Source organism: Agrobacterium sp. P15N1-A, from assembly GCF_044626815.1.
Taxonomy (GTDB): domain Bacteria; phylum Pseudomonadota; class Alphaproteobacteria; order Rhizobiales; family Rhizobiaceae; genus Agrobacterium; species Agrobacterium leguminum.
Window position 1 is genome coordinate 348,970 of sequence record NZ_JBIUPF010000001.1, and the last position, 21,507, is coordinate 370,476.

20 protein-coding genes are annotated in these 21,507 nt (G+C 59.7%); 12 read left to right on the forward strand and 8 right to left on the reverse strand.

The window, feature by feature from the left end:
• Nucleotides 1-332: 332 nt before the first annotated feature.
• A complete protein-coding gene (gene clpX / locus ACIK7D_RS01695) occupies nucleotides 333-1,610 on the reverse strand; it encodes an ATP-dependent Clp protease ATP-binding subunit ClpX (RefSeq protein ID WP_059752638.1) in 1,278 nt (425 codons plus the stop codon).
• A gap of 293 nt (nucleotides 1,611-1,903) precedes the next feature.
• A complete protein-coding gene (gene clpP, locus ACIK7D_RS01700) occupies nucleotides 1,904-2,536 on the reverse strand; it encodes an ATP-dependent Clp endopeptidase proteolytic subunit ClpP (RefSeq protein WP_003521529.1) in 633 nt (210 codons plus the stop codon).
• 452 nt (nucleotides 2,537-2,988) lie between these two features.
• Between clpP and ACIK7D_RS01705 the strand changes: the two genes are divergently transcribed.
• Nucleotides 2,989-4,236 (forward strand): diguanylate cyclase, encoded by a 1,248-nt coding sequence (locus ACIK7D_RS01705; RefSeq protein WP_400155475.1) that lies wholly within the window; start codon nucleotides 2,989-2,991, stop codon nucleotides 4,234-4,236.
• An 88-nt stretch (nucleotides 4,237-4,324) separates the two neighbouring features.
• Nucleotides 4,325-5,572 carry a cytochrome P450 gene (locus ACIK7D_RS01710; protein ID WP_400155476.1) on the forward strand — a complete coding sequence of 416 codons (1,248 nt, stop codon included), beginning with the start codon at nucleotides 4,325-4,327 and terminating at the stop codon, nucleotides 5,570-5,572.
• A 38-nt stretch (nucleotides 5,573-5,610) separates the two neighbouring features.
• On the opposite strand, the gene ACIK7D_RS01715 is transcribed toward ACIK7D_RS01710, so the two are convergent.
• The 4 genes from ACIK7D_RS01715 to ACIK7D_RS01730 form a co-directional block, all read right to left on the reverse strand.
• Nucleotides 5,611-5,952 (reverse strand): cupin domain-containing protein, encoded by a 342-nt coding sequence (locus ACIK7D_RS01715; RefSeq protein ID WP_080817196.1) that lies wholly within the window; start codon nucleotides 5,950-5,952, stop codon nucleotides 5,611-5,613.
• A gap of 114 nt (nucleotides 5,953-6,066) precedes the next feature.
• On the reverse strand, nucleotides 6,067-6,579 hold the full coding sequence (locus tag ACIK7D_RS01720; RefSeq protein WP_262535140.1) for a hypothetical protein: 513 nt from the start codon (nucleotides 6,577-6,579) through the stop codon (nucleotides 6,067-6,069).
• A gap of 151 nt (nucleotides 6,580-6,730) precedes the next feature.
• Nucleotides 6,731-8,014 carry an O-acetylhomoserine aminocarboxypropyltransferase gene (locus tag ACIK7D_RS01725; protein WP_065653995.1) on the reverse strand — a complete coding sequence of 428 codons (1,284 nt, stop codon included), beginning with the start codon at nucleotides 8,012-8,014 and terminating at the stop codon, nucleotides 6,731-6,733.
• A 74-nt stretch (nucleotides 8,015-8,088) separates the two neighbouring features.
• On the reverse strand, nucleotides 8,089-8,523 hold the full coding sequence (locus tag ACIK7D_RS01730) for a CoA-binding protein (RefSeq protein ID WP_020810502.1): 435 nt from the start codon (nucleotides 8,521-8,523) through the stop codon (nucleotides 8,089-8,091).
• Nucleotides 8,524-9,430: 907 nt separating this feature from the next.
• Here ACIK7D_RS01730 and ACIK7D_RS01735 point away from each other — a divergent pair.
• The 6 genes from ACIK7D_RS01735 to ACIK7D_RS01760 all read left to right on the forward strand — a co-directional run bounded on the left by ACIK7D_RS01735 (nucleotide 9,431) and on the right by ACIK7D_RS01760 (nucleotide 14,398).
• Nucleotides 9,431-10,267 carry an EamA family transporter gene (locus ACIK7D_RS01735; RefSeq protein ID WP_400155477.1) on the forward strand — a complete coding sequence of 279 codons (837 nt, stop codon included), beginning with the start codon at nucleotides 9,431-9,433 and terminating at the stop codon, nucleotides 10,265-10,267.
• Between the two features lie 253 nt (nucleotides 10,268-10,520).
• On the forward strand, nucleotides 10,521-10,985 hold the full coding sequence (gene rplM, locus ACIK7D_RS01740; RefSeq protein WP_004441288.1) for a 50S ribosomal protein L13: 465 nt from the start codon (nucleotides 10,521-10,523) through the stop codon (nucleotides 10,983-10,985).
• Nucleotides 10,986-10,987: 2 nt separating this feature from the next.
• Nucleotides 10,988-11,455: a 30S ribosomal protein S9 gene (gene rpsI / locus ACIK7D_RS01745; RefSeq protein ID WP_003521540.1), complete on the forward strand. Its 468-nt coding sequence runs from the start codon at nucleotides 10,988-10,990 to the stop codon at nucleotides 11,453-11,455.
• A gap of 130 nt (nucleotides 11,456-11,585) precedes the next feature.
• The gene (gene speB / locus ACIK7D_RS01750) at nucleotides 11,586-12,539 is read left to right on the forward strand and encodes an agmatinase (protein ID WP_400155478.1); all 954 of its coding nucleotides are present in this window, start codon (nucleotides 11,586-11,588) and stop codon (nucleotides 12,537-12,539) included.
• Between the two features lie 70 nt (nucleotides 12,540-12,609).
• On the forward strand, nucleotides 12,610-13,542 hold the full coding sequence (argC, locus tag ACIK7D_RS01755; protein WP_035217708.1) for an N-acetyl-gamma-glutamyl-phosphate reductase: 933 nt from the start codon (nucleotides 12,610-12,612) through the stop codon (nucleotides 13,540-13,542).
• A gap of 10 nt (nucleotides 13,543-13,552) precedes the next feature.
• On the forward strand, nucleotides 13,553-14,398 hold the full coding sequence (locus ACIK7D_RS01760) for an aminoglycoside phosphotransferase family protein (RefSeq protein WP_262535134.1): 846 nt from the start codon (nucleotides 13,553-13,555) through the stop codon (nucleotides 14,396-14,398).
• Between the two features lie 6 nt (nucleotides 14,399-14,404).
• Here ACIK7D_RS01760 and ACIK7D_RS01765 read toward each other — a convergent pair whose 3' ends face one another.
• Nucleotides 14,405-15,508: a COX15/CtaA family protein gene (locus tag ACIK7D_RS01765; protein ID WP_164865335.1), complete on the reverse strand. Its 1,104-nt coding sequence runs from the start codon at nucleotides 15,506-15,508 to the stop codon at nucleotides 14,405-14,407.
• A gap of 143 nt (nucleotides 15,509-15,651) precedes the next feature.
• Here ACIK7D_RS01765 and ACIK7D_RS01770 point away from each other — a divergent pair, with 143 nt between their 5' ends.
• Entirely contained in the window at nucleotides 15,652-15,864 is a 213-nt protein-coding gene (locus ACIK7D_RS01770) for a DUF2842 domain-containing protein (RefSeq protein WP_020811154.1), read from the forward strand.
• A gap of 98 nt (nucleotides 15,865-15,962) precedes the next feature.
• Nucleotides 15,963-17,189, forward strand: coding sequence for a polysaccharide biosynthesis GNAT family N-acetyltransferase UppA (uppA, locus tag ACIK7D_RS01775; protein ID WP_400155479.1), 1,227 nt, complete (start codon nucleotides 15,963-15,965; stop codon nucleotides 17,187-17,189).
• Between the two features lie 17 nt (nucleotides 17,190-17,206).
• Here the strand turns inward: uppA and uppB are convergent, their stop codons facing one another.
• Nucleotides 17,207-19,477 carry a polysaccharide biosynthesis protein UppB gene (uppB, locus tag ACIK7D_RS01780; RefSeq protein WP_400155480.1) on the reverse strand — a complete coding sequence of 757 codons (2,271 nt, stop codon included), beginning with the start codon at nucleotides 19,475-19,477 and terminating at the stop codon, nucleotides 17,207-17,209.
• Between the two features lie 210 nt (nucleotides 19,478-19,687).
• Between uppB and uppC the strand changes: the two genes are divergently transcribed.
• Both uppC and uppD read left to right on the forward strand, forming a co-directional pair.
• On the forward strand, nucleotides 19,688-20,260 hold the full coding sequence (uppC, locus tag ACIK7D_RS01785; RefSeq protein WP_003502309.1) for a polysaccharide export protein UppC: 573 nt from the start codon (nucleotides 19,688-19,690) through the stop codon (nucleotides 20,258-20,260).
• A 16-nt stretch (nucleotides 20,261-20,276) separates the two neighbouring features.
• Nucleotides 20,277-21,419 (forward strand): polysaccharide biosynthesis type 4 glycosyltransferase UppD, encoded by a 1,143-nt coding sequence (gene uppD, locus ACIK7D_RS01790; protein ID WP_400156000.1) that lies wholly within the window; start codon nucleotides 20,277-20,279, stop codon nucleotides 21,417-21,419.
• Nucleotides 21,420-21,507 lie beyond the last annotated feature (88 nt).

Sequence of the window (21,507 nt, forward strand, 5' to 3'; positions counted from 1 at the left end):
GTGGAGTTTCGAAACACCGATTTCAAGTCGCCGGAACAGACGGTCCCGCTAAGCGGCAAGACCGTGAAATTCAACAAAACCCAGCGCCGGCTAGTACTCCCGACATTTCCGGTTATCCCGAAGGACATGGGAACCGGGTCGCCGACGGGAATTCACATTTCCGTCATATCGCGCTGCAAATCAGTTGTAAGACTTTATCAGCAAAGCGCAATCCGCTCCAAACGCAAAATCGGGCTTCGCCAAGTTAGGCGCAAGTTTCACACCCGGGGACAACAGAAAAGGCCCGCACGGAGGCGGGCCTTCTGACTTTATTAAAGCACCGGACCGGCCGATCAGGCCGAAACGTTGGTCTTTTCTTCCTGACGGTCCGCATAGATGTAGAGCGGACGTGCAAGGCCGCTGACGACCTCGTCGGAAATGACCACTTCGCGCACGCCTTCCAGCGTCGGCAGTTCGAACATGGTGTCCAGAAGGATCTTTTCCATGATCGAGCGCAGGCCGCGGGCGCCGGTCTTGCGGGTGATCGCCTTGCGGGCGATCTCACGAAGGGCGTCCTCGTGGAAGGTCAGTTCCACATCTTCCATCTCGAACAGGCGCTGATACTGCTTGACCAGAGCGTTCTTCGGCTCGGACAGAATCTGGATCAGCGCATCCTCGTCGAGGTCTTCCAGCGTGGCAAGAACCGGCAGACGGCCGATGAACTCCGGAATGAGACCGAACTTCACCAGATCTTCGGGCTCCAGCTCGCGCAGAACCTCGCCGACGCGGCGATCGTCTTCCGCCTTGACCGTCGCACCGAAGCCGATCGAGGTCTTTTCACCACGGGCCGAGATGATCTTGTCGAGGCCGGCAAAGGCGCCGCCGCAGATGAACAGGATGTTGGTCGTATCCACCTGCAGGAATTCCTGCTGCGGATGCTTGCGGCCACCCTGCGGCGGAACGGAAGCGACCGTGCCTTCCATGATCTTCAGAAGCGCCTGCTGGACGCCCTCGCCCGACACGTCACGCGTGATGGACGGGTTGTCCGACTTGCGGGAAATCTTGTCGACTTCGTCGATATAGACGATGCCGCGCTGGGCGCGCTCGACATTGTAATCCGCAGCCTGCAACAGCTTCAGGATGATGTTTTCCACGTCCTCGCCGACATAACCGGCTTCGGTCAGCGTCGTTGCGTCCGCCATGGTGAAGGGAACGTCGATGATGCGGGCGAGCGTCTGGGCAAGATAGGTCTTGCCGCAGCCTGTCGGACCGACGAGCATGATGTTCGACTTCGCAAGCTCGACATCGCCGTTCTTGGAGGCGTGCGCGAGGCGCTTGTAGTGGTTGTGAACGGCAACAGACAGGATCTTCTTCGCCTGCTTCTGGCCGATGACGTATTCGTCGAGGATCTTGATGATATCCTGCGGGGTGGGAACACCCTCGCGCGACTTCACCATCGACGTCTTGTTCTCCTCGCGGATGATGTCCATGCACAATTCGACGCATTCATCGCAGATGAATACCGTCGGTCCGGCAATGAGTTTCCGGACTTCGTGCTGGCTCTTGCCGCAGAATGAACAATAGAGTGTATTCTTAGAGTCGCCGCCGTTGCTGCCGCTGACTTTGCTCATATCTCTTTCCTTCCAGCACGCCGCAGGTCCGCCAAACGGATCGCGGTCAACTTACCGCCCGCCGATACGGCAGCCCTTGGGGTGCATCGCCGTATCCGCCTCGTTTCCCGGGGTACTAACCGGTATCAGATACATGAGCTGACAACCGGCTGCAACGAATTCCCCATCAAACCAAAGGCCACGTCATAAAAATTCAACATAGCCTTTATATATACTAATATCGCTTTCTGTTGCGGTTGAAAGCCCCGAAATTACTTTTGCGGGTTCAAACAAACGTCAAAAAGCGGCGCGCCTCAATTCGCGGCGGCGCCTTCGATTTCCTGGCGCGAGGTCAGGATCTTGTCGATCACGCCCCAGTCCTTCGCCTCGTCTGCATCCATGAAGTGGTCGCGATCAAGGGTTTTTTCAACCTCTTCGAGCGTGCGGCCGGTGTGCTTCACGTAGACTTCATTGAGGCGACGCTTCATCTTGATGATGTCGCGGGCGTGACGCTCGATATCCGATGCCTGACCCTGGAAACCGCCGGAAGGCTGGTGCACCATGATGCGGGCGTTCGGGGTTGCGAAACGCATTCCCTTTTCACCGGCAGCCAGAAGCAGCGAGCCCATGGATGCGGCCTGGCCGACACAGAGCGTGGACACCGCAGGGCGAATGAACTGCATCGTATCGTAAATCGCCATGCCGGCGGTCACGACGCCACCCGGCGAATTGATGTAAAGCGCGATTTCCTTCTTCGGATTTTCAGCCTCGAGGAAAAGCAGCTGCGCGCAGACGAGCGAAGCCATCTGGTCTTCCACCGGACCGGTGAGGAAAATGATGCGTTCCTTGAGAAGACGGGAAAATATGTCGTAGGAGCGTTCGCCGCGATTGGTCTGCTCAACGACCATCGGCACCAGAGCCATGGCGGTATCAACTGGATTTTTCATGTCCGTCCTTTGTCAAACTCTGCCCTTCGCGGAAAGCCGCTCCGGAATCACTTCTAACCTTCATACTCCCTACATAGAGTGTCCCTGCCCCGTACTTCAAGACACGAAGCCGCATATCCTTAACGGCTCAACAGCGTTTGCAGGCCTTTCGGGCCGAGGTTGACAGGGCTTTCGGACCGGGCGGCGTCAGCCGGGCCTCTTTCCCTCGCTGCCACCATTTTTTTACTATGGCAGTCGACGAAGGCAAAAATTGCCCGCCATGCACAGATATAACTTCTCACCGGCAAGAACTCGTTAGTATTTGCTGCCGATACTGGCCAGCGAATTTCCGGTTCCCGTCGGGGAATGGGCCCATCCGGGCAAAATGGCAGCTCAACAATTCCAGCGGGCATAACGCACCTTGTGCGAGAGGGCCCGCTTTTACCGCATTATGGCGCAGATAGGATTTTGCAATGCTGGATGCAAAGACGAGCACGCTACTGTGGGCGGCGGAAACGTTCACCCTTGCCGTGCTTTTGGGAACGCTGTGGCTGCACCGCCCTTCCCGCCGGCATAATCTCTATTTCGCCGCCGGTTTCCTCGCCACGGGCTTCGGCACTGTCATGGTGGCGTTTCGCGGGGATATTTCCAGTTTTCTGTCCATTCAGGTCGGCAATACGCTCGCACTTTCCGCCTTCGGTTTCTGGCTCGCCGGCCTCCTGGGTTTCGAACAGCGCAAACTCGGCGGCTGGATTGCAATTCCGGCCCTGTTGTGGATCGCCGGAATGTTCGTGCCGTCCGTGCGCGAAGACATGGTCGCCCGCATCCTGCTTTATCATGCCAGCGCGGCCACGGGCTATTTCATGCTCGCCGGCGTGCTTCTGGCCAGCAAGGCACGCGCAACACGCAGCCGAAAGGTACTGGCCACGATCCTGATCCTGCAGGCTTTTGCCGGAGCGCTCGTCGCCTCCATCGTCATCCCGGCCAATGCCGCGGTTCCCAACGCCATCCCCATGACATCAGCGCTCTCCATTTCCGGCATGCTCGGCTTCACGGCCATCATCATGCTCAGCGCCAAGATCATCATGGAAGATACGGAGATCCGACTCCATCGCCTCGCCATGACCGATCATCTGACCGGCGTTCTCAATCGTCGCGGTCTGCTGGAGGAGTTCGAGCGCATCAAGAAAAGGTCGCCGGCCTCCAGCCGTTACGTGGCGCTGGTGCTGTTCGATATCGACCATTTCAAGAAGATCAACGACAGATACGGCCACCAGTCCGGCGATGTGGTCCTTGTGCATTTCTGCAATATCGCGCAGCGCGCAATCGGCGATCGCGGCCTTTTCGTCAGGATGGGGGGCGAGGAATTCGCGCTGGTTGCCGAAGTCGAAAGCCCTTCCAGCACAGCGACGCTTGCGGAAGCCATCCGCAGCAATCTGCGCCTTTCAAAGATCAGTTCACGCGGTGAAGCCATCGAGGTGACCACCAGCGTCGGCATATCGGAAGCCATGATCAAGGATGCCGACCTGAGCGTGATGATGACGGAAGCCGACCGCGCGCTCTATGCCGCCAAGAAGGCCGGGCGCAACCGGACCGTCATCCACGTCAATTCGGCCAATGTCGTCGTGCCCGCCTCGGACCGCGACGAAAATCCGATGGACAACAATGCCGACCGCCAGGTCGCGGCGCTGAACCGGATATCCGCCATCGCCAGCCGATGACGATGTAACCACCCAGTGACCGGCATAGAGGTATCCGGAAGGGATTTCCCTCCTTCCCAAAGCGCCGCGCGCGGAATAGACCAAGGGCATGACAGCGACATTTCCGTTTCTCAAAATCGATCCCGCCACCCGCCGCGTTTCCCTCGATGCCCGCGACCCGGCTTTCTACAACGATCCGAACCCGGTCTATGCGGCCCTGCACGCTGAATGTCCTACCTTCTACTGGGAAGAACAGCGGCAATGGTTTTTCACCGGATACGACCATGTGAGCGCGCTTTTGCGCGACCGCCGCTTCGGACGGCAGATCCTGCATGTGGCAAGCCGCGAAGAGATCGGCCTGGCTGAGCCGCTCGAACATGTGAAGCATTTCGACGCCGCCGAGCAGCATTCGCTTCTGGAGCTGGAGCCGCCGGAGCACACGCGGCTGCGCACGCTCATCAACCGCGCCTTCGTGTCGCGGCACGTCGACAAGATGAAGCCGGAAATCGAGGAACTCGCCAACCGTCTGATCGACGCCTTCGAAAGCAAGGGCGAAACGGAACTGCTCTCCTCCTATGCCGATACCATTCCGGTGACGATGATCGCCCGCATGATCGGCATTCCCGAGGAGATGGGGCCGCAGCTTCTGAAATGGTCGCATGCCTATGTCGGCATGTATATGTTCAAGCGCACGCCGGAAGACGAGCTGCTGGCCGACAGGGCCGCACATGAATTCTCAGACTATGTGCGCAGTGTGATCGCCGAGCGGCGGGCGGAGCCGAAAGACGATCTGCTGAGCCACATGATCCATACGGAGCACAAGGGCCAGTATCTGACCGACGACGAGCTCGTCTCCACCACCATCGTGCTGCTGAATGCCGGGCACGAGGCGACCGTGCACCAGATCGGCAATTCCGTGCGCATCATTCTGGAAAGCGGCATCTCTCCCGAGACCCTGTTTAACGACGATGCGACCACGGAACGCACGGTGGAGGAAACCCTGCGTATCTGTGCCCCGGTTCATATTTTCCAGCGCTGGGTTCTGGAACCGGTCGAAATCGACGGCGTCGCATTCAAGCGCGGCGACAAGGTCAGCCTCATCCTCGCAGCCGCCAATCTCGATCCGGCAAAGTTTTCCGATCCCTTGACCTTCCGGCCGGACCGCAACGAGGGCGCGAACGTCTCCTTCGGCGCCGGCATCCACTTCTGCATCGGCGCGCCGCTGGCGAGGCTGGAGCTCAACCTTGCCCTGCCCCTGCTTTTCAAACGCCTGCCGGGCCTGAAGATCGCCGAGCCGCCCAGGGTCAAGGATGTCTATCATTTCCACGGTCTGGAGCGGCTCGATCTCAGTTGGTGAGATTTGGCCGGTAGAGCACTCGCAAGGATCATCCCGGTTCAGAGCCGGATGACATAATCCTTGCGCGTCGTTTCCACGACCTCCCACGTGCCCGTAAAGCCAGGACGCAGGATAACGCGGTCGCCCGGTCTCAGATCGCGCGGCGCACCGCCGTCTTCGGTCAGGATGGAATGGCCTTCGAGGATGTTGAAATATTCCCATTCGTCATAGACCACCCGCCATTTGCCGGGCGTGGACTGCCAGATGCCGGCATAGATGCCGCCGGGAGCTTCCTCGATATTCCATGTGGTGAATTTGGGATCGCCGGAAATCAGTCTTTCCGGCGCGGGCGCACCGTATTCCAGCTCGGTAACATCATCTAAGGACAGAAAATTCGTCATGACGTCTCCTGTCCGTCAAATATGGTTGGCAATACAGCTTTGCTCAATTGTGGGCTCTTCGTCAAATAGTCCTGGGTGTCAAGGTTCGGCGTTGCCGCCGATGAAGCGCGGTGCCTACTCCATCTTCGTCCAGCCGAAAACCAGCCAGGTGTATTTCGACTTCTTGTCGGGTTCGGCCGTGTACGTCATCTGTATATCGCCGTCCTTCGCGTATATATCGAGCCGGGGCGCGGTATCCAGCTTCAGCCACAGCGAACTCTTGTCAAAGGACCATGTGCCGCACCAGACGCATGAACCTGAGGGATCGCCGGGTTGATGGAAATTGTAGCGACCGTCCGCCGTGATCTCCAGATAATCAAACGCGGAGTAAAATGTCGTCACCGTCTCCTGGAACAATGTTGCATCCGCTTCCTGCTGAGAGGTCGGCGCAGTCTTCATATCGCGCGGCGGGCGGCTGGTCGCGCCGGTGAGCTTCCATTTTCCGACAAAATCCTGCTGCGTCGGGAAATATTCCGCCTCGGCCTTTGCCGGCGAAACAGAAGCTACGACCGGTATATCAGCCACACCCGCGACCCCGATTGCAAGGAGAAGGGTGACAATACGGAGCATTCCGGTTCGGTTTTTCATGTGGCGTATCTTTCGCGATGGAACTGCAGGGGCCTACACTTAAATCCGCTGCCGCCGAAAAACATTGTTCCATGGTTTTCCGGCGGCCGCTCAATCACACTAAAATACCATTGGGTGTCACGCGGGCACCAAACTCGCGTGAACCACCAGATCAAACCTTGGCGAGCGATTGCTCGAGATCGGCGATGATGTCCTTGACGTCCTCGATGCCGACCGACAGGCGAACCACATCCGGCCCGGCGCCGGCGGCTGTCTGCTGTTCCGGTGTCAACTGCGCATGGGTGGTGGAGGCAGGGTGGATGACGAGCGAGCGCGTGTCGCCGATATTGGCCAGATGGGAGAAGAGCTGCAGCCCTTCCACCAGCGCCTTGCCGGCCGCATAACCGCCCTTGACGCCGAAGGTGAAGACGGAGCCCGCCCCCTTTGGCGAATAATGCTGCTGGATGGCGTGATTGTCGCTGTCTTCCAGCCCCGCATAATGCACCCAGCCAACCTTGGGATGCGCCTTCAGCCATTTCGCGACGGCAAGCGCATTGTCGGAATGGCGCTGAACGCGCAAAGGCAGGGTTTCTATGCCGGTCAGGATGAGGAAGGCGTTGAAGGGCGAGATCGCCGGACCGAGGTCGCGCAATCCCAGCACGCGGCAGGCGATGGCGAAGGCGAAATTGCCGAAGGTTTGGTGCAGCACGACGCCGGAATATTCCGGCCGGGGCTGTGACAGCGCCGGATATCGGTCCGTCGCAGACCAGTCGAAGGTCCCTCCGTCAACGATGATGCCACCCATGGAATTGCCGTGGCCTCCGAGGAACTTCGTCAGCGAATGCAGCACGATGTCAGCGCCGTGTTCCAGCGGCCGCAGCAGATAGGGGCTCGCCATGGTGTTATCAACGATCAGCGGCAGACCGTGCCGATGGGCGACATCGGCGATTGCGGCGATATCCACGAAAGTACCGCCGGGATTGGCAAGGCTTTCGATGAAGACGGCACGGGTGCGCTCATCGATCTGCGCCTCGAAGCTGGCCGGATCGGTGGCGTCGGCCCAGCGGACCTGCCAGTCGAAACCCTTGAAGGCGTGGCCGAACTGGTTGATCGAGCCGCCATAGAGCTGGCGGGCGGCGACGAAATTGTCGCCGGACTGCAGCAGTGTATGGAAGACCAGCAATTGCGCGGCATGGCCGGACGCGACGGCAAGCGCGGCCGTGCCGCCTTCAAGTGCTGCCACGCGCTCTTCCAGAACCGCCTGGGTGGGGTTCATGATGCGGGTGTAGATATTGCCGAACTCTTTCAATCCGAACAGGGCGGCGGCGTGATCGGCGTCGCGGAAAGCATAGGCCGTGGTCTGATAAATGGGCGTGGCACGCGCGCCGGTGGTCGGATCGGGTTGCGCGCCCGCATGAACGGCCAGCGTCGAAAACCCGGGATTGCTGCTCGGCATGATGTTTCCTCCAATTGGAATTTCGGAGGGATCATAATGCCTTGCCGCCAAATGGTAAGTCCGATCCGTACCAACTATCGCACAATATTGAGACGCGGATACTCAATTGCAGGACAACGGTCCATCACGACTTCCATACCGTAGGCTTCCGCCTTGGCGGCGGCATTGTCATCGCGAACGGAAAGCTGGCCCCAGATTACCGATGGCCGCTCCGGCAGCAATATCGCCTCCTCGACGATTGCCGACAAATATTCCGGTGCCCGGAAAACGTCGATCATGTCCACCGGCTCGGGAATATCGGCGAGTTTGGCATAGACCTTCTGCCCCAATATCTCCTTGCCTGCCTGGCCGGGATTGACCGGAAACACACGATAACCCCTGGACAGCAGGAAGCGCATCACGCCGTGGCTCGGCCTGTCCGGGTTGGGCGAAGCACCGAGCAGGGCGATGGTTTTGACATCGGTCAGAATTTTTCTGAGGTAATCGGGCTCGTAACTATCATGCTGCATGTCAACTTATCCCTTCTGGAGCGTCGCACGGTTTGAAGAATACCAATGCAGCTGCGCCATTCGAAAGCGCCGCGAGCATAGCGTCTCCTGCATAATTCCACTGACGCGTTCCTGACGCTGCCGGTTGCGCCCGCCCTTTCCATCTAGGAAGGTTCTTCGCTCTCTTGAACCCCTGCCCGGCTGAAAATTGCCATTGCGGCAGTCTCCTCGTCGCGCAGTGGCACATTTTCGCTCACGCAAAATGATTTCACCAGAGCGCGGGAATGGCGGGTGTATGGACTATTTTTGTCCAGTTTTCAAAATGACGTGAATTGCTGCAAATGAGGGCTCAAACAACATTAGCGTGCAATTCATGCGCTCTTCGTCTCCTGTTTGTTTTCATTCCGTTCACAAGAAAATTAGAGATATCTAATTTTCAGAAAGTTATTCTGCAAATCAATCTATATACAAATCTACAACGTTACAGTTGCCGATTCATGAAAGATATGAAATTTCTTTTCATGCCCACCTTCGCCCGATTGATACACTTTGCGCCCGAAGCGCCATGGCGCACCGGGCAATAATATTTGACAAAATTGGTAGTATTTTAAGTGAAAATTTGGCCCGAGGCGAAACCATAAGCTGTGCGTGGGACGCTTATGCCCCTATCTGACGGATGAAATCATGAGCAGAACGCCATATCGACCCGGCGCAAAATCATTCCCCGGCGCCATGACATGCACAAAGCATAAATTTTACGCGCGTTGCAGTATCCGCAGTGACCGTATGCCGTTTGGGGGCGGTTTCCTGGTCGCAAAACACGTGCTCGAACAATCGGGAGAGGCTTACCGCCCTCGCCGAAAATCGATTCCGGTTTTCAAGCCGATGCTGTAGGTTGCCCAAAGTAGCCCGCGAGCGAGTCTCTATTGTGACATTTGACATTCTTCTTCTGGTGCTCCTGGGCGCGATGCTGCATGCCGGATGGAATGCGCTGGTCAAAGCCGGATCCGACAAATCGCTGGACGCCTCGCTGATCGCGGCGGGCGCTGCGGCTTGTTCGCTGCCGTTTCTGCCTTTCCTGCCATTTCCCGCGCCGGTCGCCATTCCTTTCCTGATCGCTTCGGCCGTTCTGCTATTCGCCTATTTCCGGCTTGTCGCCGCCGCCTATACGATCGGCGACATCGGTCTTGTCTATCCCGTCATGCGCGGCGTGGCGCCCCTGATCGTCGCTGCGACGAGCAGCCTGTTCCTGAGCGAGATTTTGAGCCCGCTGGCCCTTGCCGGCATCGCCGTCATCTCCGGCGGCATCCTGACGCTCGCTTTCGAGGCGCGGCGCGGTGGCAGAAAGGCGATCATGGTCGCCCTGCTCAACGCCTTCGTGATCGCATCCTACACCTTCGTCGACGGTGTCGGCGCAAGGCTTTCCGGCAACGCCATCTCCTATACGCTGTGGATGTCGCTTCTGCCGCCCGTGCTGCTTTTCGGCTTCGCCTTTTATCAGCGCGGTGTGGGCCCGGTCGCGGACCATGTCCGGCGCAACTGGTGGCGCGGCCTGATTGGCGGCGGCGGCTCCATTCTCTCCTACGGGCTGGCGCTCTACGCCATGACCAAGGCGCCCGTCGCCGTCGTCGCGGCGCTGCGGGAAACCTCCATTCTCTTTGCGCTGGTGATCTCCGTGGTGATCCTAAAGGAACGCGCCAGCATCTGGCGTTATCTTGCCGGAGGCATCATTGCAGCAGGCGTTCTGGTGATGCGACTGGGATAAAACAGGGTGGTTCGATGAGGTAAAATAATACCCCATTATCAAGCCATTGTTTTTGCTATATTATTTTTACGCCCTCCAAAATCCGTCATATTGACGCTTTCGCTCGCGCACCGTATAAGCGCGCCAGATCGGATTCCAGCCGGAATAGGGTCATTTGCGGTTGCCCCTGATGGCAACCAAACCAAGCAACAAGAAACGCCCGTATGCTCTTTCTTCAAAGAGGATGACGGGTCCACGTTAGAAAGTGAAATCCATGTCTACTTTCGTTCAGAAGCCCGCTGAGGTGGAGAAGAAGTGGGTCATCATCGACGCCGAAGGCCTCGTTGTTGGTCGCCTCGCCACCATCGTTGCAACCCGCCTGCGCGGCAAGCACAAGGCTACCTACACCCCCCACGTCGATGATGGCGACAACGTCATCGTCATCAACGCGGAAAAGGTTGCTCTCACCGGCAAGAAGTATTCCGACAAGAAGTACTACTGGCACACCGGTCACCCGGGTGGCATCAAGGAGCGTACGGCTCGCCAGATCATCGAAGGCCGCTTCCCGGAGCGCGTCGTTGAAAAGGCCGTCGAGCGCATGATCCCGCGCGGCCCGCTCGGCCGTCGCCAGATGAAGAACCTGCGCGTTTACGCCGGTTCCAACCACCCGCACGAAGCACAGCAGCCGGTCGTTCTCGACGTTGCCGCGCTCAACAAGAAGAACGTAAGGAGCGCCTGATAATGGCCGATCTTTCCTCTCTGAAAGACCTCGCCCCGGCTTCGGAAGCTTCGGCTCCCGTGCATGTCCGCAAGGTTGACACCCTCGGCCGCTCCTACGCGACCGGCAAGCGCAAGAACGCCGTAGCCCGCGTATGGGTCAAGGCCGGTTCTGGCAAGATCATCATCAACGGCCGCGATTTCACCACGTATTTCGCACGTCCGGTTCTGCAGATGATCCTTCAGCAGCCGATCGTCGCCGCTGCCCGCACGGGTCAGTTCGACATCATCGCCACCGTTGCCGGTGGTGGTCTCTCCGGTCAGGCCGGCGCCGTTCGTCACGGCCTGTCCAAGGCCCTCACCTACTTCGAACCGGGCCTGCGCTCCGTTCTGAAGAAGGGCGGCTTCCTGACCCGCGACAGCCGCGTCGTCGAGCGTAAGAAGTACGGTAAGGCCAAGGCCCGCCGTTCGTTCCAGTTCTCGAAGCGCTAATCGCTTCTACGAACGGTTCGTTCAGAACTTCGAAAGGCGGGGCTTCGGCTCCGCCTTTTTTCATGGTCTCCTCCCTTGTTTTTTCAACAGGAAGACAGCAACCTCGGCGCAAACCGCAATGGGGTGTTCAATGCCGTCCAAAACCATCGACCATGCCTTCACCGCAACGACCCTGACATCGGCCGCCACCGACCCGACCCATGCGGGCGTCCTCTCCTTCATGCGGCGCAAATACACCAAGAATCTCAAGGGCGTATCGACGGCCGTCTGGGGCATTCCCTTCGATGCGGCCACCTCCAATCGGCCGGGCGCCCGTTTCGGGCCGCAGGCGATCCGCCGCGCCTCGGCGATCTTCGACAACGATCCGCAATATCCTTTCGCGCGCGATCTTTTCGCCCATATGCCGACCATCGACTATGGCGACTGTCTGCTCGACTACGGTAATCACTGGAAAACGCCTGATACGATCGAAAAGGAAGCGCGCCGGATCATTTCCAAGACGGATTACCTGCTGACGCTTGGCGGCGATCACTTCATTACATGGCCGCTTTTGAAGGCGCATGTGGCCAAACATGGACCGTTGGCGCTGGTGCAGTTCGATGCGCATCAGGACACCTGGTTCGATGACGGCAAGCGCATCGACCATGGCTCCTTCGTGGCGCGCGCCGTGCGCGATGGCCTGATCGATCCTGACCGGTCCATCCAGATCGGCATCCGCACCCATGCGCCTGACGATTTCGGCATTCGCATTCTCCACGGTTACGAGGTGGAGGAGATGCGGGCGAGCGATATCGCCTCGCTGATCGTCAAACACACGGCCGGCATGCCCGCTTATCTGACCTTCGATATCGATTGCCTCGATCCCGCCTTCGCGCCGGGAACCGGAACGCCGGTGGCCGGTGGGCCGACCAGTGCTAAAATTCTCTCCGTTCTGCGCGGGCTTGGCCAGCTCGATATTCGCGGTTCGGACGTGGTGGAAGTCGCGCCCGCATACGACCATGCTGACATTACCGCCATTGCCGGAGCCACCGTTGCAATGTATATGCTTGGCCTGCGCGCCGAACGGCTGGCCAAGGCCGGCTGATAACGAAAACGGCGCCTGCCAAACTGATTCCGATTACCCTCGCAACCCTTTGAAAAGTCAGGACAAGGACATGACAGCGAAGATCTTCATCGATGGCGAACACGGCACCACGGGTCTGCAGATCCGCACGCGCCTTGCCGGTCGCCGCGATATCGAGCTGCTGTCCATACCCGAGGCTGAGCGCCGCAATGCGGCGATGCGCGAGGATATGCTCAACAATGCCGACATTTCGATCCTCTGCCTGCCGGACGATGCTTCCCGGGAAGCGGTCTCCATGGTGGCCGGCAACAACAATGTCCGCATCATCGATACCTCGACCGCCTATCGCGTCCATCAGGACTGGGCCTATGGCTTTGCCGAAATGGATAAGGAACAGGGCGAGAAGGTTCGTTCCGCCCGTCTCGTCGCCAATCCGGGCTGCTACCCGACCGGCGCGATCGCGCTTCTGCGCCCGCTGCGCGCCGCAGGCCTGCTGCCGGACGGTTATCCCGTCAGCGTCAACGCGGTTTCCGGCTACACCGGCGGCGGCAAGCAGATGATCGCCCAGATGGAAGACCAGAGCCGCGATGACGCGATCAGCGCCAATAATTTCCTTTATGGCCTGACGCTCAAGCACAAGCACGTGCCGGAAATGACCATTCACGGCCAGCTCGACCGCGCGCCGTTGTTTTCGCCTTCCGTCGGTCGTTTCCCGCAGGGCATGATCGTGCAGGTTCCACTGTTTGCCGCCGACCTGAAGGAAGGCGCGACCGTCGAAACGATCCATGCGGCGCTGACCGCCCACTATGCGGGACAGGACATCGTCAATGTGGTGCCGCTTGCCGAAAGCAAGGGGCTCGCGCGCATCGACGCCGAGGAACTGGCAGGCAAGGACACGATGAAACTGTTCGTCTTCGGTACGCCGGGCGGCGAACACATCAACCTCGTCGCGCTGCTCGACAATCTCGGAAAGGGCGCATCCGGTGCTGCCGTGCAGAACATGGAACTGATGCTTTCCGCATGAGACTTTTCTCATGAACATTGCCCCGCCCTCTTTTCCGGCCTCGTGGAATATCGAGGCCGCGAAACCTATTGCCGATACGCCGGCCGGGGTGGTCTACGAGCTTACGCGCGGCGACGGTTCCCTTGCCGTCGCCAAGGTTCTGAAACAGAAAGTGCTGAAGGACAGCCTTCGCGGCGCGGATTTCATTAAATGGCGCGCCGGCATCGGTTGCGTGGAACTGCTCGACCGCTCCGACGATATTCTGCTGATGGAACATGCCGGCACCGAGACCCTGCGCGACGTGCTGTTTCGTGACGGCAACGACGACGCCACCACGGAAATCGCCGCCGATGTCCTGCTCAGATATCATCAACCATCGCAGCAGCCGCCGCCTTCAAGCCTGCTGACACTGCCGCGCTATTTCGAGAGCCTGTTCCGCAAGGCCGAACAGGACCGTACCGACGGCATGGACAGCCCCTATATCGAGGCGGCCACGCTGGCGCAGGCACTGATCGACCGGCAACGGGATGTGAAGCCGCTGCACGGCGATCTGCACCATGAAAACATCATGCGCAGTGAACGCGGCTGGATCATCATCGACCCGGCCGGCCTGATCGGCGATGCGGCGCTTGATGTCGCCAACATGTTCTCCAATCCGCTCGACCGTTTCGACCTCACCCGCAGCGAGGCGCGCATCGCCTCCATGGCGGCGATTTTTGCGAAGGCTCTGCAACGGGACGAACGGCTATTGCTGCAATATGCCTTTGCCTATGGCTGCCTTTCTGCCGCGTGGCACGAAGAGGACGGCAATGCGGAGGAACGCGACAACGAACTCGCCGTCGCGGCCACCATCAAAACGGTGCTCGGGCAGTTCTAAGCCGCTTCAGTCCCTGACTTCGACCGCAACAGGCGCCGGATATTCGCCGATGAAACCGCGCCAGTGGGCGACGGCGAAACCGAGCACGATCAGCGCCATGCCCTGATGAGCGAGCGCGACGTGAATATCCACATGCATGAGCAGCGTGGTGATGCCAAGCGCCGCCTGAATGGAGACGAGCACGAAGAACAGCACCGCGCGGCGGGCGTGTGGCGTGCCGGGCAAGGCGCGGGCCATCGACGCCATATGCCACAGCGTGACGGCAAACAGCGTATAAGCGCCGAGGCGGTGGACGAATTGCACCGTCTTGGGGTTCTCGAAGAGGTTGATCCACCAGGGCTGTTGCAGGAAGAGATCGCCCGGCACCAGCGAGCCGTCCATCAGCGGCCAGGTATTATAGGAAAGGCCGGCATTCAGCCCCGCCACCAATGCGCCGAGATAGATCTGGAAGAGACAGAGCACTGTCAGCAGCGCGGCAAAACCCCTGCCCGTCTTTTCGTCGGCGGCCTCGGGGGAATGATGCGACAGTCCGCGCAAAATCCACATGCAGCCCGCAAAGATGAGGCAGGCGATGGTCAGATGTGTGGCAAGGCGATATTGCGAAACATCCGTGCGGTTGACGAGGCCGGAAGAGACCATCCACCAGCCGATGAAGCCCTGAAAGCCGCCAAGCGCCAGAAGGCCGACCAGCGGCAAGCGCAGGCGCTTTTCAACGCGGCCGGTCAACCAGAAGAAGGCGAGCGGCAAAGCGAAGATGACGCCGATGGTGCGGGCAAGCAGGCGATGCGCCCATTCCCACCAGAAAATCGTCTTGAACTCGTCGAGCGACATGCCCTTGTTGATTTCCTGATATTGGGGAATGCGCTTGTAGAGCTGGAACTCCTCTTCCCATTCGGCGACGGAAAGCGGCGGAATGGCGCCGTGGATCGGCTTCCATTCGGTAATCGACAGGCCGGATTCGGTAAGCCGCGTGGCGCCGCCGACGAGGACCAGACAGAAGAGCGTGAAGAGCACCACGCGCAGCCAGATGCGCAGCAGGCGGCGGTCCTTCTCCTGTTTCTGCAGGGCAGCCTCCACCACCATTTCCGCAGAACCATTTGCCATCGTCATGCCGCTCGAACGCATCTTTCAGGTCTCCATCATACAGTCATGTTGATTAGCCCCAACCGGCACCACAAAACAAGGCCTCAGGGTTTGCGGCATCCGGTCGCGGCGCTATAGTCCCTCCCAGATACTCAATGACGGAAGACTTCATGCACCCTCGCCTCAGATCGCTTATCGGCACCATCGTCATCATCTGCCTCGTCGTCGTTTACGCCGTGGTGGCGACGGCCATTGCATCGGCGGCGCTGGCGCAATCGCCCTGGTGGGTGCATCTCGCTTATTTCGTGCTGACCGGAATCCTGTGGGTTCTGCCGGCGATGCTGATCATCAAATGGATGGCCGGACCCAAAAAGCAGGGTTAAGCGCCGACCATTGCATGACACCCTGAGGTCGCAATTTTTATAAACCGATTGTTTGCCGCTCAGCGATATAGTCCGACCGAAACAACCGGAGAGAGTGGATGGCGGCTGAGGGGCCGGTCTTTGTCAGCGACGAGCAAGCACCGACCGCCGTGCAAAACGAGCGGCGGGGTGCTGATCGTCTGTTGATCGATCTGGTCGATGACGCCTCCACCATCCGTGCCGACTGGGAGCGGCTGGAAAACGACCCGCTCAACTCACTGCATCAGGGTTTCGGCTGGTGCTCCATCTGGGCGCAAACGCAGGATAGCGCGCTCCTGACGCTTCGCGGCCGGCAGGGCGGCAAGACGATCTTTCTGTTGCCGCTCGAAATCGTACTGGAAGGCGGCATCCGCAAGGCGCGTTTTCCCGGCGGCCGTTTCAACAATATCAATACGGGGCTTTTCGACCCTTCTTTTGCCGAACAGGCCGGACAGGAAATCGCAGCGGCGATTGCCCGCGAGGCGCGGAAGCTGCTGCATGGCCGGGCCGATATTCTGGCGTTGCAGAACATACCCCTGACGTGGCGCGACAGGACCAATCCCCTCTCGCATCTTGCTTCCGTCGAAAACCAGAATCCGGCCTTCCAACTTCCCCTGTTCGAAAGTTTCGAGGCCACGCTTCGGCAGGTCAATGCCAAGAGGCGACGGAAGAAATTCCGCATCCAGAGCCGAAGGGCCGAGGAAATGGGCGGTTACAGCCATGCGATCGCACGGTCGCCACAGGAAAAATGCGAATTGTTGCAGGCATTTTTCCGCCAGAAAGCAGCCCGTTTCGCCTCGCAGGGCATTCCGGATGTGTTTCGGGATCAATCGGTGCGGGATTTCTTCTACGATCTGGCCAATTTTCCCGAGACGGGCACGGACAGTCTGCTGGAACTGCATGCCATTCGCCTGCATGGCGAAAGCGAGGGCGTCATCGCCGCGATAGCCGGCCTTTCTCGCAAGCAGGATCACATCATCTGCCAGTTCGGTTCGATCGATGAATCCGTTTCGGAACTCAGCCCCGGTGAATTGCTGTTCTGGCTGATGATCGAAAGGGCATGCCGCGAAAAGGCGGCAATCTTCGATTTCGGCGTCGGCGACCAGCTCTACAAGCGCAGCTGGTGCCCACTTTTCACCGTGCAGCACGATATATTCCTGCCGGTGACGTTGAAGGGTCGTGTTGCGGCCTCGGCCTATGTCGCCATCGCCCGGACGAAGAGCCTGATCAAATCCAATCCGGCGCTTTATGCGCTGATTCAGCGTTTTCGCGCCGGACGCTCGAAGATGGACACCGCCACCGACTGAGCAGGTTTTGCCGCACCTCAGGCCGCGCTCAGATGGTCCGGCTTGCGCATGCCGGTCATCGGCAATGCCTGCTCATAGCCTTCAGCAACCAGTTCACCGAGCGTCGTTTCCAACAATTCGCTATCCTTGCCGGGAACCGAGACGATGATTTCCGCCGGCAGGTTGCGCAGCATTTTCCCGAGGCTGGAAATCTGCACCGCGCCGCATTCGACGAGGACGGTATCATAAGCGTCGGAGAGCGCGCCGAGGATCATCGTCAGACGGTCTATCGCACGCATGGCCTCACGCGGCTGCGCATTGCCGCGCGGCACGATATGGGCGTCGGACAGGCGGTCGCCGTGAATGGTTTCACCGAAGGCGGCCGCGCCCGCCAGAAGGTCCATGACACCGGGAAGCCCGGCTTCCGGCGCCATCAGCCGCGTCGGACAGGCTGACGCCGTCATGTCGACCAGAACGACCGAACGGCCCATTTCGGACAAAGCGCGCGCCAGCATGACGGACGTGGTCGAGCCGCTATCACCGGCCGGCGACACGATTGCGGCGACCGGTTTGGCAACACGGGTGGCGAGGAAACCTGCGACCGCGTCGATGGAGAAATCGTCATCGGTGTCGACTTCCTCTTCCACTGCCTCCTCTTTCGCAGCCGCGACATCCTCCACCGGCAAGGCCGGTATGGCAGCAGCAGCGGCAACGGCCGGTACATGCCGTTCTTCCTCTTCGGCAACGGGCTGGTATGCCGCAACCGGCATGGCCCGCGCAGCAGGCTGTATGGTTTCATGGCGCGCGGCTACAGACTGTTCCGGCACGTCCGTGGTCTTGTCCGGATCGGCTGGAGCGCGCGAAGGAGATGGCGGATCGGAGAGCGGCGGAACCTGATTCCTGCCCATCGGCTTTAAAGCCCGGCCGGTGAAAAGCTCCACCAGCATGACGACGATGCAGGACAGCAGAAAGGCCGCCAGCGTCACGACGATGGTGATGGCGCCCGTCTTCGGGAAATAGGGTTCGCGCGGCTCCACCGCCGTCGAGATGACGCGTGCATCGGCCGGCGTGGAGTCCACCGAGCCGGCGCGCGATGTCGCTTCGCGGTAACGGGCAAGATAGGTTTCCAGAAGCTGCCTTTGCGCCGAGGCTTCCCGCTCCAGATCGTTGAGACCGACCTGCTGTTCGCCCGCACGCACGCTTTCCGATTTCAGCATGTTCAGCTGCTGGACCAGCTGCCGCTCCCGCAGGCGCGAAACATTGGCCTCGTTTTCGAGACTTGCCAGCACCTTGCGGGTCTCTTCCTGAATCTGCCGCTGTATGCCGTCGAGCTGGTTGCGCAGCGCGCGGATGCGCGGATGGCCTTCCAGCAGCGAGGACGAGAGATCGGAAATCTGGCTGCGGATCGTCGTTTCGTTTTCCTTCAGCCTCTGGATCGTCGGGGAACCGACGACATCGGGAAAAGTATCCAGCGGGCGGCCGCTTGCAAGCGCGCTGCGCACGCCTTCCGCCCGCGCCTCCGCATTGGCGCGCTCTCCGCGGATACGGCCGAGTTCGGTGGAGATATCGCCGAGCTGGCGGGTGGCAAGCGTTTCGCCCTGCCCCGCCGAGAGAAGATCGGAGGAGGCGCGGTAATCCGCGACCTTCCTGTCGGCCTCGCGCACCTTTTCGCGCAGATTGGCGATTTCCGGCTCCAGCCAGCGCGCCGCTTCCGTGCTCGTATCCAGCTTCGCGCCGCTTTGCAGGGCGATATAGGCCTTCATCATCTCATTGGGGATGGCGGCGGCGAGCTTGGGATCCTGCGAGGAAAATTCGACCGTGATGACGCGCGAGCTTTCGACCTGATAGACCTGCAGCCTCTCCCGGAAGGCCTTCAGCACCCGCTCTTCGGGCAGCACCTGAAGCGGGTCCTTCTTGACGCCGACGGCGACCAGGAGCTGCGAGACGAGCGAAGGATGGGCCTCCGGATCGAACTCATCCAGCTCGTAAAGCTTCATGTCTTTGGCGACCTGCTTGATAAGGTCGACCGATTGCAGGATCTGCACCTGGCTGGAAACGGTCAATTCATCGAGCACGGGTTCGGCGGGCGCATTGGACTGCTGCGAGGCGCCGAAGGAGGCCGCGCGCGATTCGATCAGCACGCGCGCCTCGCCCTTGTAGGCGGGCGACATCATGCTTGAGATCACGAAGGCGGCGCCTCCCGCCAGAAGCGTGATCGCCGCGATCCGGCCCTTGCGCTGCCATATGGCCGCGACAAGCTGCGCAAGATCGATATCCACATCCCTGTCGTCAATGCGATCGCCGTTCATGCGGGCTCCGTAACCGAGACAAACCTCGGGCGCTCAAATATAGATGGTCAATTTTCGCGAAGTTTAAGTCTTGCCGGTAACACAACAGTTAATCCCGGCGAATCCGACGAAATAAAGCCGATATTACCAACGCTCGCGCCGGTCGTTTACCGCACATTAACCCTAACAGAACGATAAGAATGATCAAAGTTCGACTCGGAGCCAGATGAGATGCCGCTCGCCGGATCACGACATGTCACCGCACTGACGCTCGCCGTTCTGACGGCCCTTTCCGGCTGCGCGGCATATCAACCCGCTCCGAGGTCCTTCAACGAGGCCGCCCTGCAACCCTATCATGTCGATAGCGGCGACAGGCTGCGCATCAACGTGTTCGAGCAGGCCGGGCTGACCAATACCTATACGGTCGATCAGGCCGGCTATGTCGCCTTCCCGCTCGTCGGCCAGGTTCCGGCACGCGGCAAGACCCTGCCGCAGCTCGAAGCCGCCATCGCCGCCAAACTGCGCCAGGGTTATCTTCGCGATCCGGACGTGACGATCGAGATCGATCGTTATCGCCCGGTCTTCATCATGGGCGAAGTCGGCCGTCCCGGCCAATATTCCTACGTGCCGGGCATGACCGTGCAAAACGCCATCGCCATTGCCGGCGGCTTCACCCCGCGCGCCAATCAGGCCGATGTCGACATCACCCGCAAGATCAATGCCGAGGTGATGACCGGCCGGATCGGTATCACTGCGCCCATTCTGGCCGGCGATACCGTCTATGTGCGTGAACGCTTCTTCTGAAAACGGAGTGGCGAACGTGTCGGATGACGGCCTTCCCCTGCGCATCATTCACTGCTTCCGCTCCCCGGTGGGCGGTGTCTTCCGCCATGTGCGCGACCTCATCGAAGAACATGTGAAACAGGGCCACAAGGTCGGCATCGTCTGCGACAGCTCCACCGGCGGCGCGCATGAGGAACGGCTTTTCGCGCAGATCACCCCGATGCTGGAGCTTGGCCTCATCCGCCTGCCCATCCGGCGGTCCATCAGCCCCGGCGATCTGCCGGCGCTCTACAAGTCATACAGGCATATCAAAAGTTTGCGGCCGGATATTCTGCACGGGCACAGCGCCAAGGGTGGCGCTCTTGCCCGGCTGATCGGCTCACTCCTGCGGGCGAACAGGTATCGCGTAGCCCGCCTCTATTCACCGCATGGCGGCAGCCTGCATTACGCCCGAAACAGCCTGAAGGGGCAGCTTTTCCTGCGGCTGGAGCGGTTTCAGGAGCACTTCACCGATGCGCTCTGTTTCGTCTGCAATTTCGAGCAGGCGACTTACGAAGCCAAGGTCGGCAGGCCACGCACCCGCACCGCGATGATCTATAACGGCGTGCAGGAAAGCGAGTTCGAGACCGTACCCGCCCGCGAAGATGCCGCCCGTTTTCTCTATATCGGCATGTTGCGCGACCTCAAGGGACCGGATGTCTTCATCAGGGCATTTGCAAAAATGGAACGCAGCATCGGCCAGCCGATGACCGGCGTGATCGTCGGCGACGGACCGGACAGGGACAAATATGCGGCTATGATCGACAAGGCAGGGCTTTCCCGACGGATTTCCATGCATGCGGCCATGCCCGCCAGGCAGGCCTTCGAACTGGCAACGACAGTGGTCGTGCCGTCGCGCGCCGAAGCCATGCCCTATATCGTGCTCGAAGCGCTTGCGGCGGGAAAAACGGTCATTGCCTCGCATGTCGGCGGCATTCCCGAAGTCCTTGGAGAAGACAGCGAGGCGCTCGTACCGGCTGGCGACGCCGATGCGCTGGCCCGGATCATGGTCAAGGATGCCGAGGATGCCGGCTGGGCGCAGCGGATCATGCCTCGCCCGGACAGCTTCAAGGCGAAATTTTCAACCCCGGTCATGGCGGATGAGATGATGAAACTTTATCGCGACCTGTTATCGACCTGATAGTCATTTCGAAAACACGATTTTTAATTGTATATTCCGGCCGTCCTGTAGAAACTCATCATAAACGTTTCTTAGCATGTTTCGGCTA